Genomic DNA, 15,561 nt, shown 5'->3' on the forward strand with positions numbered 1-15,561 from the left:
GGATCTACCGTTGAGCATCCGGCCCCGACGACAAATAATAGTATAGCAGGCACACTCGACCGTGCTCAGTAACCGTAGTGGTAATCAAAGCTCGGAGCGTAACCACAACCGTAGTGGCCGTAGTATGGGCTGTGCGCCACGAGCCCATCGAGCGCCAAGCCACCGATCAATCCAGCTGCAACGGGGACCCCGTAGTAACCCCGCCTATGGCCGTAATGTCCGTGTCCTCTGCGGTAGCCGCGACCGCTATAGTAGCGGCGCCCATAGCCAAAACCACCATACCCATAAGTGCGACCGTGGCCGCCATAGTACCTGTGGCCTCCGCCATGGCCGCCATAAAACCCATGTCCTCCGCCATAGCCGCCATGATGGCCTTCAGCCTGGGCCGCACTCGGAATGGCCACGAGGCTGATGACGAGCGTGACCGTCAGAAGGCCGACACTCAGTGCCGTCTTCACCCTACCAAGACGAGCCATAACTATTTCTCCTTTGCGTTGCGCGTCCCTTCCCGAAGACTCGTTTGAGCGGGTCAAGGCCCTCTGCCTTGCCCAACGCCTGAACGCACGGGTGCGATCCGGCAGGCTCTGCTGAATGGTGTTTTCATCCCACCTCGCCCGCGCGCTTGGCAGGAGCGTTCCATCACATGACTTCGAAGAAAGCAAATAAGGTGAAGAGTTATACAGTAATAAAAATATATTTTATAGCCACAGCTAAGCTGTAAATTCCCCTTGTTTGTACGTCAGCTTCAGAAGCAACTGAATTGATCTGTGCTAGTCGGCCTAGACAATATCGTTGAAATGTAGACGAGGGGCGACCTGTAATGGCCACCCGTCGCTTATTCACAGCTCTTTTTATCTCAAGGCGTCAGTGACGTTCCCGCGGGGCATCGCCATGGTGTCCCTCTCGACGCTCTTCGTGGTGCTCTCTGCGAGGTTCATGATGGCCGCCCTCGCTACGCTCTTCGACAACGCGTCGTCCGTGGCTATCGCCTTCCACCCGAACCCCGCCCGGATTGACATCGATATGCTGAGCGAAGACTGCTGTTGGAGATACGGCAAAGGCCGCAGCGATCATTGCTCTTGCTGACTTTTTCATCACGACATCATTCTCCTGTGCTCGGATTTGGAAGAAAAAACATGGCTGTGCTTTGCTTCCGGATCGGATTTCGTTACGTCGGAGAATTATTCTGAGTAACGAACTATTTGCCGTCATCCGATGACTGAGTCCCGCCAACCTCGCCTAATGCTTGGGCTCAAGACAATCTTTGCGGGATCAAGCTTCTAGTTTGTGTCCCTAGTGGCCACCACCCCTGTGATGACCGCCGCCACCCGAGCGTCCGTGCCCACCGGAATAGCCATGTCGCCGACCGCCGCCGTGCCCACTGTACGATCTGCGATGTCCGCCGCCATAGCCGTGCCGACCGCCGCCACCGTGACCGCCGTAGCCGCCACCATGACCGCGGGAATGACCGTAGCCATGGCCTTGGGCGGCTGCCGGTTCGGGGATTGTTGCCAAGCCAAAGCCTAGTGCGAGCGCAGCAAAGCCAGCGATGAGTGAGGCTCTGAATTTAGACGTACGTGTCATGGAATAAACTCCGCAATTACGGGGATCGATTTCGTGTGGCGACCTTGGCAGGTTCAACGACCGCCGCCGAAGACGATGTGAACAGCGAGCGGCGGCGGGTGCGCATTTCCTACAGGCACGTAACGCTCGACGGGACGGAAAAGTCGAAGTCTCGTTCCAAAATGATCCGCAAACGGCCGTTTTCGGCGCAAAGCCGGCGACGAGCGAGGCAACCAGGAATTGCTGCGCTTAAATTGTCCCGCATCTCTGCTGCACAATCAGCGTACCCATAATACCAATCGGTACGGGTGAGGACTCGCGGGTTTACGCGGAAGCGGCGGATGTGATTCGATGTGGCAAGCTAGGAGGTTTGCCATGTCGAAGGCCGTGGATCTGCGCGAGGATTTCGATGCGGATACCCTGCGACGTCTGGCGCGGAAGAGCCGCGATGCCGGTCAGAGCCGGCGGCTTCTCGCGCTGGCCGCGATCTACGAGGGTGGGAGCCGGACGCAGGCCTCGCGGATCGGCGCGGTCGGCCTGCAGACGGTGCGCGACTGGGTGCTGGCCTTCAACGCGGCCGGGCCGGACGGCCTGATCGAGCGCAAGAAGCCCGGCCCGCGGTTCAAGCTCGACGCGGCCCAGCGGCAGGCGCTCGCGGTTGCCATCGAGGAAGGGCCGGACCTGCAACGGGACGGCGTGGTGCGCTGGCGGCTGAAGGACTTGGCGGCTTGGCTGTTCGCGCGCTTCGGCGTCAGCCTCGACGAGAGCAGTGTCGGACGGGAGGTGAAGCGGATGGGCTATGCCAAGCTGTCGGCCCGTCCGCGCCATCATCAGCAGGACCCGGCGGCGCTGACGGCGTTTAAAAAAACCTCCCCGCCCGCGTGAGCGCGATCCGCGCCCAACTGCCAGTCGACACGCCGCTCGAACTCTGGTGGCAGGACGTCCTTCGAGAGCCTCAGGATGAGAGCCCGCGTCGGTCAGAAGAACACGGTCCCGCGCCGGTGGGCGCGCAAGGGCAGCCGGCCCACGGCGCCCAAGGATCAGCGCACGGCGTCCGCCTACATCTTCGGGGCGATCTGTCCCGAGAAGGGCAAGGACGCCGGTCTCGTCCTGCCCCGCTGCGCCACACCGGCCATGAACGCGCATCTGGCCGAAATCAGCCGCGCCGTCGATCCCGGCGCGCACGCCGTCCAAATCCTCGACGGCGCCGGCTGGCACGTCGCCGCCGACCTCGTCGTCCCCGACAACTTCACCTTGCTGACGCTGCCGTCTCATGCGCCCGAACTCAACCCGGTCGAGAATGTCTGGCAGTTCCTGCGCGAGAACTGGCTCGGCGACCGGATCTTCGACTCCTACGAGGACATCCTCGATCAATGCTGCGAGGCTTGGAACAAGCTCGTCGCACAGCCTTGGATGATCATGTCGCTCGGACTGCGCGAATGGGCCTATCGGTTATGAACCATGCCGATTGGTATTAGCCGGCGCTTGGACCACGTGCGTTCTGAGGAGTTCTGGGATCGCGTGATGCACGAAGCCTACGAGATCCTGCCTGCGCAAGGCAGCATGTCGGTTGCGGACATCATGGTTCGGCTGCGAATGACGACGCTGAAGGGCGGCCGCTTGGTCAAGGAAGCGCTATCCGAGGGGATGCCGCGCAAGAAGATCGAGATCAGCGTCGAATACGAGCGATACTTCCAGAGGGTTGGCAAGGACGCCTATGCGCGCCTCCCAGGCTGGGACGGCGCGCTGGGCAAGCGGACGCGCGCCGGGTAGGGTTGGCGAAGTGTCCGGCGCCTCCCGAGAGCGCCGGCGGGCTAAACTCACCTGGACCTCAGGAAGGATTGGCGCAGCTTCGGCCCTGCGTCACCAAAGGTCCTCCTCGTCGAGACGCTGCAGGGCCGAAACATGCAGCCGCAAGCTGTCCGATAGCTCGCCTCGGACCAAGGCGAGGTCCCCGAGTTCGTCGAACGCGACGTCGAGCAGTTCGGGACCCATCACCTCGACGAAGGCTCCTTGGGTCTCCTCATCGTATTCGGTGGATTCGACGACGCGATCTGATACCGCCCTCAGCCTGCCCAACCGTTCCCTGGTCGGCGGAAGGCGCCGGCGTGTGGCCCTTCCGGTTGAGCTTGACGGAGCCTTATCCTGCTCAACGTCGCGCGGACTCGCGTGCCTCATCGTCTCACTCCCGTTGCTAGAGTGCGCTTCGTGTCTGGGGAACCGGAGTCGTAAATCGTCTGACACCGGTCGCGGCCATGTGCTCGCGGTCGGGCGGTTGATCTGCAGGGCGGGGCAGCCTACCGCCCGGGGGACTTCGACGTCGCGATACCGTCCGACCACTGGCGCAGGGGCAGCCAAACCCTATCGGCACTTGGCGGCACCAGCGTCGTATTTATATCGCCAGTATATTCTACCGCCGATCCGCCTGCTTGACCATCACCCTCGCCGCGCCGGACCAGGATGGTCGTGTCGACCTGTGGATTGCGGGAACTTCGGTAAGGGGAATTCGGCAACGGCCCGGCAGCACCGACGACAGGCATAGGGTCAGTGCTCTCCGGGATGGCCCTGGGGGCCATCGGTTCCCACGTCATCTCGGTCAGCGGCTGTGCTTTTGCTCCTCAGGAGCAGGCCGATTGCTCCGAGCCTAGCCGCCCGGCAAACGTCGTGAATGCCCTTCACGGGCTGCTTGGTACGGACCGAAGCCGACGCCCTGGACACCTGCCCGTACCGACGGAGCATTCGCAACGGGGACTGGGACGACAAGGTCGGAGGTGGCGCTCGCGGATATCGCAAGTCAGGTGGCGGTTCCGCGGCGTCGTAACGCGCCATACCGCTTCCGCATCGACCTTTGAGGTTCATTGAGAACGGAAACGGTCTCTTGCAACTGGACAGGCTACCTTCGGCACCGCGTGCGGCCGCGATGCCCTTTCGTCCCGTCGGTCGCCGCACATGGCGACGAGTTCCGGATCGGCCTCCGGTATTGCAGTTGTATATACCTGCGGTATAATTAGAGACTTCACCCACGTTTCGTCGATGCGGCGCGGCCGTCCCAGAAGGGGCGGCCGACGCGCGTTTCTCGTACGCCAGCCGCCATGCGCGATCCAGGGGTAATTTCAATGGAACAGGGGGAGCGAACGATGTCGTTCGGCATCCAGAGGTTTCGGGGCGAATCGTCCAGTTCAGGACGGCCGCTCACGGTCTTAGACGCATTGTTCGAGGGCTTGGTGGGGATGGCCGCCGAACGGTCGGACGCCCAAAGGCTGGTCGCGCGCGGACAGAATAGGAAAGTTGCCGGTCGGGACTTGTACGCGGGCGACCTGGAATTAGATGTCGCCGTGACGCGAAATGCTCCGGCCAGGATGCGAAATTCACGTCGCGATGGTGCAGCGGAGACCCGGCCCCGTGGACGGGAGAGACGAAAATCACGGCCAAGCGCCCGAAGTCGCTTGTCGGCGGGAGCGAGCCGAAGCGTACGTGGCGTCGCGCGGCATGGATTCGAACGCCGGTCGCTACCGGGATGCCTGGAAGGATGACCGCTTGCGACCCGGCCAGGTGCGTCGAGGAGAACGTGACGGTCTCGGGCGGAGTCAAAGGAAAGCCATCCGGCGCACCGAGATGGACGTAAAGCGAACCCGCGCACGTCCCGGCTATCGCGTCCTCAGGCAAGCAATTCTCCCTTCTCTTCGCATGGAGCGGCGTTGCGATGGCCCACGGTGAACGGACGACCGACCTGATGCCTGGCGCCGTGGATCTGCGGCAGGTGGTCGATACGACGGCATTGTGCCCTCTGGACCGGTTGGCCCTTCGACGGAACCTGGATGTCGAACGCCGTGACGGCTTCGGCCCACCGGACAAGCTTGTGCCCGTGGGCCTCTACGCTCGCTACTCGTCTAATAAGCAGAAGGAGATGAGCATCGAGCGTCAGGTCAAGGTTGTAACCGCTTACATGAGGAAGCTTGGTTACGCGATTTACGTGCTGTATGACGACCCTGCTCGAAGTGCCCGATCAATGCGTGATCGTGAAAGCCTGCAGCGTTTGCTCGAAGACTGTCGGTCTGGCAAGATAAAAGTCATCATGGTTGAGGACTTTGACCGGTGGTCCCGCGAAACTTACGATGCGGTCGAAGTATGCGAGGAATTGAATGAGCTTGGCGTGGAATTTCATAGCGCCGGCGACTTCAAGGCACTGAACAAGAAGGAGGTCATCGAAGCGGCACTCAAGGCCGAGGCGGATCGGGACCGTCGCACCCTGATCATGGGCATGGGCAGGTTCCAGCACGCTGCCCAGGGCGGCGCCCATTCCGGTGCGTTCTTCGGATATCGGTACGGCGAAGAAAGGGGCTTCCTCGTGCGTCACCCCGAGGAAGAGAAGACCATATTTTCAATCTTTGAAATGGCAGCCGCGGGAATTTCCTACCGAAGCATCGGCCGGATCATGAAGGAACGCGGGGTTGCAGGACCGACGAAGGATTGCAGATGGACGAAATCGACCGTTGCGAACGTTTTGGGCCAGTTGGCCTATACGGGTAGATGGTACTATCCATTTACCTTGAATACGTTCGACCGCAAATCGGGGAAGGTCACCGTCCAGCGTCGGCATCCGAGCGAGATGACCCGCAACTACTTCGATCACCTTCGAATTGTGCCAGACGATCTGTTTTTCGCTGTCAACGAGAAGCGACGCCCCCGGGGGAAGCAGAAGTTCGAGCACAGCCACTTCTTGGCCGGAAAGGCGACGTGCGACTGCGCCGGGGTCGAAGGCCAGCGGTTCACCTTGGGTGGTCGACAGCTAACCTGCAACGTCTGGTCGGACGGGGGCTGCTGCCCGGCGAGGCGTCACTCCGTTATGCACGAGACCGTGGAGCGCGCCGTCCTCACCGCCGTTTGCGGCAAGCTGCGGTCCTTCGTCGGCGAGGAGGATTTCGCGGCTGCCGTCGACCGCTCGCTACGTGAGGCCTCCGCCGCCCGCCGCGCCGCCCGTGCGGATGTTGCGCGTAAGATTGCGGTCACCCGCGAACAGCTTCGCCGGGCGCTCGTCAAGGAGCTTGAATCGACCTATCCATCCGACCTGTTGTCCGAGGAGAGGAGCCGGCTGACGGGGGAGCTCGCAGACCTTCAGGCCCGTTCGGCGGGCCTCGCCGAACTGCCCGAGGTGGACGAAGCCGGTGAGAGGCTTCGAACACTTTCCGCCACGTTGGATCACCTTATCGAGCGGGTGCCATTCAGGGCCTTGACGGAGGCGGAGGCGAAGGTCTCCGCCGCCCTTGCCCGCCTCGTCCAGCAGGTGGTGGTCATACGGGATGGCCGGCCGGCGGGGACCTTGGGCCTGGCCATCCACCTGGACTTCTTGGCGTTCCTACAGGAGGACGGGAGCTGCGGCTCGCCCGGTGTTAGCTTGGACGTGATCCATGTCGATGTCGAGCAGCCGATGGGACGCCATGTCCGCCTTCGCGAAGACGCCCAGCGGCTTATGGCAACCGGAGGTTATCGGATCGACGACGCGCGTTGGGCCCTCGTCGCCAAGCACCTCCCGGACGTCACGGGCCACAGGAATGACTCGCGCCACATCCCGACGCGGGCTCTGGTCGACGCCCTCCTGCTCCGGCTCCGGACGGGCCTGCCTTTGCTGTCGGCGGCGTTCGGCGACGCGCTGGAGATGCGGCGTGCACTCTCGCGGTTCGTCTATGCCGCAGGGGACCAGATCCTGATTGACCTCCTTCGCGAGGCGGACCCTTCCTTCGTGGCCGGACTGGACCTCGGTCCGGTCGAGGCCGCGCGGGCGCGCTGGAAGGTTGGCGGTGATGATTGGCGCAAGCGCAGGGGGCCGGCCGCACGCTTCCACGCCCTGAATGGCCAGGATGCGCTCACCGACGAGCAATGGCTGGCCTCGAAGCCGCTGTTGCATTCGTCCATCGAGATCTCGTTCAAGGGCACCCCGGGCATTCCCGGCCGGCTGCTTCTGGAGGCGGTGATCCTGGCGCTGCGGACCGGCCTCTCATGGCGCAGGATGCCGGAGCGGTTCGGTGACGAACGGAACCTCACGAATTCCGTGCGCCGGCTGGTCCGCAGCGGAAGTTGGGACCGGTTGCTGGAGCTATGGGCGCTGCGCTTCCCTGAGCTTCTCGATGACTTGGATGTCGGGCGCTTGGCCAATATGCTCCGGGGTTCGGCGCAGTGGCAGGGCCCGTCACCCAGGCGCTCGCGCTACGCCAGGAACGGCGGCGTGGCCCCGGCCGTCCATCGAGCGCGCCGACGCAAGTCGCCTGCCGGGCGGAAGAGGGACGCGGCCTAGGCGCCGCCAGCCGTGTTCTTGGACGGCGAGCGTCAAGGGTCTGGACGTTGGGCGCAGGAACGAATGCAGAGAGTGCTCGATGGCGATCGGCCAACGCCCGTGCTGGTCGCGGCGTCCCGGGCGCTATCCTGCGTACGCCTCCGGGCGAAAGGGCACGCGGCCAGCCTTCAGCTCCTGTAGGCGACCAGGATCGTGCCGGCCGCTATCAGACCGACGCCCAACCAGTTGGGGACGGTCAGGCGTTCTCCGAGGAAGATGGTCGCGAAGACCGCCACCAGGACGACGCTCAACTTGTCGATGGGCGCCACGCGGGCGGCATCCCCGAGCTTCAGGGCGCGGAAGTAACAGAGCCACGATCCACCGGTGGCGAGCCCCGATAGGACAAGAAACAGGTATGTTCGTCCCGAAACTGAATCGAGTGGTTGCCATTGGCCCGTGCCGGCCAAAAGCGCGCCGAGGACGCACAGGATCACCACCGTACGGATGAAGGTGGCGAAGTCCGAGTTGATGTTCTCTATCCCGATCTTGGCAAAGATCGCCGTCAGCGCGGCAAATGCCGCCGAGAACAACGCCCAGAACTGCCAGGAGGCCAGCACGGCTTTCATGGGCATCTCCGAAAGTCGGAAACGAAAGGGGTCGTGACGAGCAGCCGCCGAACCGAGCAACATGCAACGCTGTTCGACGGTCTTATGCGGATGCCGATGATCCACGGCGCCGTAGCGCTGCCGCGCCCCGGCAAGATGGAGCGGGGCGAGGCTGCCGCCTCAGCATTCCGCCGGCGCCGGAAGGGAGGTCGTCCCGGTCTGCCCGCCCCTTCGGCATCGGTGAGGCCCTCACGCATCTGGGGTTGACGTGGGCCGGGAGCAGGAAGGAATCACGGGTTGCTCGCTTAAACCGGGCGGCGGGTCGGTCAGAGGCGGTCGAACACGGAACCCATCCTCGGGCTGAACAAGCGCTCGTAAGTGCGCATGAGGAAGGCGTCGGTCATGCCGGCCACGTGGTCGCAGATTACGCGCCGACCGTCAGGCGCCTTTTCGTACGCCTCGTAGGTCGACCGCGGCAGGAACGACTTCGGCTCCGAGGCGAGGGCCTCGAACACCGCGACGACCATACCCTGACCCTTGAATTCGAGGTGCTGGACCCCCGGGCTGCGAATGACGACCTCCCGGACCAGTTCCTTCAGCGCTTCCAGGAAGGTGTTCGCTCCGGCTTCGATGGCAGCCCGATATCGAACGAGGGGCTCGTCGAACTCCTCCCTGGTCTCGATCACGCAGTTCGTGATCAGGTGATGGACCATCCGGCCGATGCACCTCTTCCGGGTATCGCCGGCACCGAACAGCCGATCAAGGAATCCCTCATAGACGTTGTTGCCGAACTCCTCCGGGTATTTCTCCTTGAGACTGTTGAGGAAACTTGAGCTCTTCTCCTCGGTCACGTGCGCTTCGAAATCCACCTGCGTTACCAGGCCAAGGGCGAGGGCATCCTCCAGGTCATGGATGCCGAAGCCGATGTCGTCGGCGACGTCCATGATGCTGCAATCGAACGACTTGTGGAGGGGCTTGCGGTGCTTGCCCTCTTGATCGCGGGCCTCGGTGAAGGCGTTGCGGTCCTTTTCGCTGAGTGGGGCGAGGATCCAGTCGACGACGTCTTGCTCGCAATCCAGGTAGCACTTGGGCGGCTTGGAGGCCTCGCGGTCGATGATCCGGATCGACTCCGGGCCGACGTGGAGGGCGGGGCGGATGTCCGCGTTCATCGCGAGGCTGAAGGGCACGGGATACTTCAGAACCCCGAGCAGGGTGCGCCGCATCAGGTTCGCGCCGGCGGCCTTGGAGAACTTTTCCAGCCTGGACAGGATGCGCAGGGTCTGGCCGTTGCCCTCGAAACCGCCGGCACCGCGCATGCAGAAATTCAGGGCGACCTCGCCGCCGTGGCCGAACGGGGGGTGGCCGAGGTCGTGGGTCATGCCCACGGCCTGGATCATGCTGAGGTCCGGGATGTATTGCCGGGCGGAATGGTCGGCATAAACCTTCTCGAACCGCCGCGCGATCCCGCCGGCGATCTGCGCGACCTCAAGCGAATGGGTGAGCCTCGTCCGGTAGAAGTCGCTGTCGCCGAGGTTCAGGATTTGCGTCTTGCCCTGCAAACGCCGGAACGACGCGGAGTGGATGACCCGGCTGTAATCGGTGGCGGCCCCATCGCGGGCGTCGTCGGCCTGGGCCTGCCATGGTTCGCGGCGGTCGTACCAATCCATATGCAATCACTTTCGCGGCTAAACTCGATCCAGGCAGCCGGTACCTCTCGGCTGCGCTGGGTACCAACGGAAAGCGTCGATGCCGCCGCGGTTCCTTGCACACGGCGCCTCCGTCCTCTTAGGAGCCTTGGCAGTTGGATGTGCGGGTCTTCCACCGTCGGTGTTTCGAGCCGCGGGACAAGGGCCGCTACGCCCGTAAGGGAGGCTGACAGCGCAATCCGCAGGCCGGGACCGAGGCTCGCTCCACGGGGGAACGGTCCGTCTACCGCTGCACGAACCCGATGTCGGCGGCGACGCCCTTGAGGCGCTCGGGCTCGCGCTCCTTACGCTCGGAGTAGCGGTCGACGAGGTAGTCGGCCCGTCCACGCATCAGGAGAGTGAACTTCATCAGCTCCTCGCAGACGTCCACCACCCGGTCGTAGAGCGGCCCGGGCTTCATTCGGCCGGCGTCATCGAACTCCTTGTAGGCCATCGGCACCGACGACTGGTTCGGGATGGTGATCATCCGCATCCAGCGCCCCAGCACCCGCAGGCTGTTGACCGCATTGAAACTCTGCGATCCGCCCGAGACCTGCATCACCGCAAGCGTCCGCCCCTGCGTCGGGCGCACCGAGCCCTCGCTCAGCGGCAGCCAGTCGACCTGGGCCTTCATCACCCCGGTCATGTTGCCGTGCCGCTCCGGGCTGACCCAGACCTGCCCCTCCGACCAGATCGAGAGCTGCCGGAGTTCCTGCACCTTCGGATGTTCGACGGGCGCGTCGTCGGGCAGCGGTAGCCCGTCCGCGTGGAATATGCGGACCTCCCCGCCCATCGCCTCCAGCAGCCGTGCCGCCTCGTAGGCCAGGAACCGGCTGAAGGACCGATCCCGGAGCGACCCGTAGAGGACGAGGAATCGAGGCGCATGGTCGAGCGGCGTCGGCGGCGCCATCCGTTCCTCGGTCGGCACCTCGAAATGCGCCTCGGAGAGGTTCGGCACCCCGTCGGCGAACGGCTGCTGGGGCTTGTCCAAGGCGCTTAACTCCTCTATGTTTCAACGATAGTTGATATGTAGGTCATTCGATGGACGAACGGCAAGCCCTCGCCGCCTTCGCCGCCCTCGGCCAGGAGCATAGGCTCCGGGTCGTGCGCGCCCTGGTCACCGCCGGTCCGGGCGGCCTCGCCGCGGGCGTCCTCGCCGAGACGGTGAACGTCGCCGGCAACAACCTGTCCTTCCACCTGAAGGAGCTCTCGCACGCCGGGCTGATCACCTCCCGGCGCGAGGGCAAGTCGGTCATCTACAGCGCCGCCTACGCCGGCCTGTCCGACCTCGTCCAGTTCCTCATGCGTGACTGCTGCCAGGGCCACCCCGAGGTGTGCGCCCCGGCCGTCGCCGCGCTCGCCGCCTGCGACTGCACCACCGGGGACACCCTCCATGCCTGAGCCAGTCTACAACGTCCTGTTCCTCTGCACCGGCAACTCGGCCCGCTCGATCCTGGCCGAGGCCATGCTCAAAAAGGAGGGCGGCGGGCGCTTCCGCGCCTTCTCGGCCGGCAGCCGACCGAAGGGCGAGCCGCACTCGCTGGCGCTGCAGGTCCTGCGGGAAAGCGACTACCCGACGGAGGGCCTGCGCTCGAAGTCGTGGGACGAGTTCGCCGGTCCCGAAGTCCCCGTCATGGATTTCGTCTTCACCGTCTGTGACAACGCCGCCGGCGAGACGTGCCCGTACTGGCCGGGCCAGCCGGTGACGGCCCACTGGGGCATCGAGGACCCCGCCGCGGCGGAGGGCTCGGAGATGGAGCGCAAGCGCGCCTTCGTCACCGCCCAGCGCTACCTCAAGAATCGGATCGCGGCCTTCGTCGCCCTGCCGCTCGGCAGCCTCGACCAGGTCGCCCTGTCGTCGAAGGTCCGCGAGATCGGCCAGATGGCCGGCGCGACCTCGGCCCGCCCGGAGGTCGCGTGATGGACGTCGTCATCTACCACAACCCCGCCTGCGGCACGTCCCGCAACACCCTGGCGATGATCCGCAACGCCGGCATCGAGCCGCACGTGGTCGAGTACCTGAAGACGCCACCGAACCGGGCGCTCCTCAAGCAGATGCTCGCCCGCGCGGGCCTCTCGGTCCGGGATGTCCTGCGCGAGAAGGGCACGCCCTACGCCGAGCTCGGCCTCGCCGACCCGGCGCTGACCGACGAGCAACTCCTCGACGCGGTCGAGGCGCACCCCGTCCTGCTCAACCGCCCGCTGGTCGTCAGCCCCAAGGGTGTGCGCCTGTGCCGCCCATCCGAGGCGGTGCTGGACCTCCTCCCCGCCCAGCAGGGGGAGTTCGTGAAGGAGGACGGCGAGCGCGTGGTCGACGAGCGCGGCCGCCGCGTCGCCACCGCTTGAGGACACCATGAGCACCTTCGAACGCTACCTGACCCTCTGGGTCGCCCTCTGCATCGTGGCCGGCATCGCCCTCGGCCACGTCATGCCCGGCTTCTTCCACGCCGTCGGCGACGCTGAGGTCGCCAAGGTGAACCTGCCGGTCGCCGTCCTGATCTGGCTCATGGTCATCCCCATGCTGCTCAAGATCGACTTCGCCTCGCTGCGCCACGTCGGGCGGCACTGGCGCGGCATCGGCGTGACGCTGTTCATCAACTGGGCCGTGAAGCCCTTCTCGATGGCGGCGCTCGGTTGGCTGTTTATCGGCTACCTGTTCCGGCCCTACCTGCCTGCCGACCAGGTCGATAGCTACATTGCCGGGCTCATCATCCTGGCGGCGGCGCCGTGCACGGCGATGGTGTTCGTCTGGTCGAACCTGACCCGCGGCGAGCCGCACTTCACTTTGAGCCAGGTGGCGCTCAACGACACCATCATGGTGGTGGCCTTCGCGCCCCTCGTCGGCCTGCTGCTCGGCCTGTCGGCCATCACCGTGCCCTGGGGCACGCTGGTGCTGTCGGTGGTGCTCTACATCGTCGTTCCGGTGATCATCGCCCAGGTCGTGCGCCGCGCCCTCCTCGCCTCGGGCGGGCAGCCGGCGCTCGACCGGCTGCTCGCCAAGCTCGGGCCGGCCTCGCTCGTGGCGCTCCTCGCGACCCTGGTGCTGCTGTTCGGCTTCCAGGGCGAGCAGATCCTGGCGCAGCCCGCGGTGATAGCGCTCCTGGCGGTACCTATCCTCATCCAGGTCTACCTGAACTCGGGACTGGCCTACATCCTGAACCGCGCCGCGGGCGAGCAGCACTGCGTGGCCGGGCCCTCGGCACTGATTGGCGCCTCGAACTTCTTCGAGCTCGCGGTGGCGGCCGCGATCAGCCTGTTCGGCTTCAACTCGGGCGCGGCGCTGGCCACCGTGGTCGGCGTCCTCATCGAGGTCCCGGTCATGCTTTCCGTCGTATGGATCGTGAACCGCTCGCAGGGCTGGTACGAGCGTGGAGCGGCCGGCAAGGCAGCGGCGCTGAAGCCTGCCTCCCGTGAGGTCTGAGGTCCACAACCGCCTCGTCGTCATCTCGGCCCTGGGCGTGGTGGAGATCCTCGCCTGGGGCTCGTCCTTCTACTTGCCGGCGGTGCTCGCGGGGCCCATCGCCGCCGACACGGGTTGGCCGCTCGCCTGGGTGGTCGGGGGGCTGTCCGTCGGCCTGCTGGTCGCGGCAATCGCCTCGCCCCGGGTCGGGATCGCCATCCACCGGCACGGGGGTCGGCCGGTCCTTGTATCTGCGGCCTTGCTGCTAGCGGGTGGCCACTTGGTGATCGGCCTGGCACCGAACCTTCCGGTGTTCCTGTCCGGCTGGCTGGTCATTGGGCTCGGGATGGGCTGCGGCCTCTACGACCCGGCCTTCGCCACCCTCGGCCGGCTCTACGGCGACGAGGCGCGCCCGGCCATCACCACCCTGACCCTATGGGGTGGGTTCGCCAGCACCGTCTGCTGGCCGCTCTCGGCCCTTCTCGTCGAGCAGGTCGGCTGGCGCTCGACATGTCTTGCCTATGCCGGGCTGCACCTCTTCGTCACGCTTCCCCTGGTGCTCGGTCTGATCCCTGAGGCGCCTGCCTTGGCTAACGGCGGGGACGTAAAACACCTTGGCGAGGCGCCGCTCACCTCGCGGGAACGGCGCGCCTTCGCGCTGATGGCCGGCGTGCTGGTTTTCGGCGGCACCGTGATGACGTTGATCTCGGTCCACCTGATTACCTTGCTGCAGGCACGCGGCGTGGCCTTTGCCGCCGCCGTATCCTACGGCGCCCTGATCGGGCCGTCCCAGGTCGGAGCCCGCGTTGTCGAGATGGCCAATAAGGGGCGGCACCACCCGCTCTGGACGCTAAACGTGGCCATGGCCCTCGTGGCGTTCGGGCTGGCAATCCTGGCATTGGGCATTCCTGCGGTCGGCATCGCCTTGGTGCTCTACGGTGCCGGCAACGGGATCTACTCGATCGCGAGAGGCACGGTGCCGCTCGCCCTGTTCGGGTCGGAACGCTACCCGGTTCTGGCGGGGCGGCTCGCCCGGCCGAGCCTGATCGCCCAGGCTCTTGCTCCGTCGCTGGGGGCCACGGTCCTCACCTACGGCGGCCCCGATTTGGCCTATGCCCTTCTGGCGGTGCTCGCGCTCGCGAACGTCGGTTTGGCAGGCGCCTTGTGGGGCACACGACCGGAAGCGGTCGGCATCCCTGGCGAGGCCGAGGCGGTTTCGAAGAACAGGTGCTTCGCGTCAGCAGCCAAGCCGAAAGGCCGCCTTCGAAACGGCCCCCCTTCTTCGCTCTAGGTTGCTTCAGTGCAGAACAATGGTGCCCGGCACCGGAATACCGGGTTGAGCATCATAAGGTGGCCGGTTCGGCACCACATCCAGGCGGCAGTGGCCCGTCCACGTCGGCCTCTGGCGGCCGCGCAAAGCACCCGATGTCATTGATCTTTCAACAATTTGTGGCAGACATCTCTAAATTGGGCGACTGGTCTCCGCTGGCTCCCGAGCCTCCGCTTGGGAGCCAGCGGAGGCCGGTCGCCCAAATGTCTGCTCTCTGCGATATCTATCTGTACATGCGCGATTTTTTTGATTTTGGGTGGTTACGTGTCCTCAGGATCCTGTAGTAGATAACTGGCCTCCTACGCCCGGGCCCGGAAACCGAAACGAAGAACGGCATCTCGGCAGTTTCGTGCCATGCATGGCTGCCGCCGCCTTGTCGCTAGAGTGGTGTTCAAGTCTGCTAACCGCAGCAATCGGAGCACCGCGGCCGAGCGCTTACTGGAATTAGCCAGTGCGCAGCATCCGTGTGATCCCGAGCGCCCTCGTGGGCCATCGCCCCGCGGGCGCGACGCACGTCCATGCACACGACGTGGAACACCGCGACTTCGGTCATCCGCCCGCACGGCCGGCCCGCCAGCGCCCGTCTCCTGTCCGCAGCCGATCAGCGACAGGCCGAGGGCACCCAGCGACGCCGCCGCTCACGCGCGATATTGGCTTCGCTGATGATGCCGTCGTCCTCGTCGGCGACGCATGCGCAGGTCTCAAGC

11 protein-coding genes and 1 pseudogene are annotated in these 15,561 nt (G+C 64.9%); 8 read left to right on the top strand and 4 right to left on the bottom strand.

Going from position 1 to position 15,561, the window contains the following annotated elements:
- Positions 1–1,938 precede the first annotated feature (1,938 nt).
- Both AKJ13_RS30125 and AKJ13_RS02035 read left to right on the top strand, forming a co-directional pair.
- Positions 1,939–3,021 (top strand): annotated as a pseudogene (locus tag AKJ13_RS30125) (IS630 family transposase).
- Between the two features lie 66 nt (positions 3,022–3,087).
- Complete coding sequence (locus AKJ13_RS02035; protein ID WP_003596801.1) at positions 3,088–3,336, top strand: hypothetical protein; 249 nt, start codon at positions 3,088–3,090, stop codon at positions 3,334–3,336.
- Positions 3,337–3,426: 90 nt separating this feature from the next.
- Here the strand turns inward: AKJ13_RS02035 and AKJ13_RS33030 are convergent, their stop codons facing one another.
- Positions 3,427–3,561, bottom strand: a complete 135-nt coding sequence (locus AKJ13_RS33030; protein ID WP_255538462.1) for a hypothetical protein — start codon at positions 3,559–3,561, stop codon at positions 3,427–3,429.
- A gap of 1,705 nt (positions 3,562–5,266) precedes the next feature.
- Here AKJ13_RS33030 and AKJ13_RS02045 point away from each other — a divergent pair.
- A complete protein-coding gene (locus tag AKJ13_RS02045) occupies positions 5,267–7,855 on the top strand; it encodes a recombinase family protein (RefSeq protein WP_050731877.1) in 2,589 nt (862 codons plus the stop codon).
- Positions 7,856–8,022: 167 nt separating this feature from the next.
- Here AKJ13_RS02045 and AKJ13_RS02050 read toward each other — a convergent pair whose 3' ends face one another.
- The 3 genes from AKJ13_RS02050 to arsH all read right to left on the bottom strand — a co-directional run bounded on the left by AKJ13_RS02050 (position 8,023) and on the right by arsH (position 11,115).
- Positions 8,023–8,460, bottom strand: coding sequence for an EamA family transporter (locus tag AKJ13_RS02050; protein ID WP_003596796.1), 438 nt, complete (start codon positions 8,458–8,460; stop codon positions 8,023–8,025).
- A 305-nt stretch (positions 8,461–8,765) separates the two neighbouring features.
- Positions 8,766–10,106 (bottom strand): anti-phage deoxyguanosine triphosphatase, encoded by a 1,341-nt coding sequence (locus tag AKJ13_RS02055; protein ID WP_003596795.1) that lies wholly within the window; start codon positions 10,104–10,106, stop codon positions 8,766–8,768.
- 262 nt (positions 10,107–10,368) lie between these two features.
- Positions 10,369–11,115 (bottom strand): arsenical resistance protein ArsH, encoded by a 747-nt coding sequence (gene arsH, locus AKJ13_RS02060; protein ID WP_017484361.1) that lies wholly within the window; start codon positions 11,113–11,115, stop codon positions 10,369–10,371.
- Positions 11,116–11,165: 50 nt separating this feature from the next.
- Here arsH and AKJ13_RS02065 point away from each other — a divergent pair, with 50 nt between their 5' ends.
- From AKJ13_RS02065 to AKJ13_RS02085, 5 genes are read left to right on the top strand one after another with little or no spacing between them, the layout of a single operon-like run.
- Positions 11,166–11,525: a metalloregulator ArsR/SmtB family transcription factor gene (locus tag AKJ13_RS02065; RefSeq protein ID WP_003596793.1), complete on the top strand. Its 360-nt coding sequence runs from the start codon at positions 11,166–11,168 to the stop codon at positions 11,523–11,525.
- On the top strand, positions 11,518–12,045 hold the full coding sequence (locus AKJ13_RS02070; protein ID WP_003596792.1) for an arsenate reductase ArsC: 528 nt from the start codon (positions 11,518–11,520) through the stop codon (positions 12,043–12,045). The genes AKJ13_RS02065 and AKJ13_RS02070 overlap by 8 nt, the downstream gene beginning before the upstream one ends.
- Positions 12,045–12,470, top strand: a complete 426-nt coding sequence (gene arsC, locus AKJ13_RS02075) for an arsenate reductase (glutaredoxin) (RefSeq protein WP_003596791.1) — start codon at positions 12,045–12,047, stop codon at positions 12,468–12,470. Before AKJ13_RS02070 ends, arsC begins: the two co-directional genes overlap by 1 nt.
- 7 nt (positions 12,471–12,477) lie before the next feature.
- A complete protein-coding gene (gene arsB, locus AKJ13_RS02080; RefSeq protein WP_003596790.1) occupies positions 12,478–13,545 on the top strand; it encodes an ACR3 family arsenite efflux transporter in 1,068 nt (355 codons plus the stop codon).
- Entirely contained in the window at positions 13,535–14,815 is a 1,281-nt protein-coding gene (locus AKJ13_RS02085; protein ID WP_003596788.1) for an MFS transporter, read from the top strand. The genes arsB and AKJ13_RS02085 overlap by 11 nt, the downstream gene beginning before the upstream one ends.
- Positions 14,816–15,561 lie beyond the last annotated feature (746 nt).

The sequence above is a fragment of the Methylobacterium sp. ARG-1 genome (genome assembly GCF_001262595.1).
GTDB lineage: Bacteria > Pseudomonadota > Alphaproteobacteria > Rhizobiales > Beijerinckiaceae > Methylobacterium > Methylobacterium brachiatum.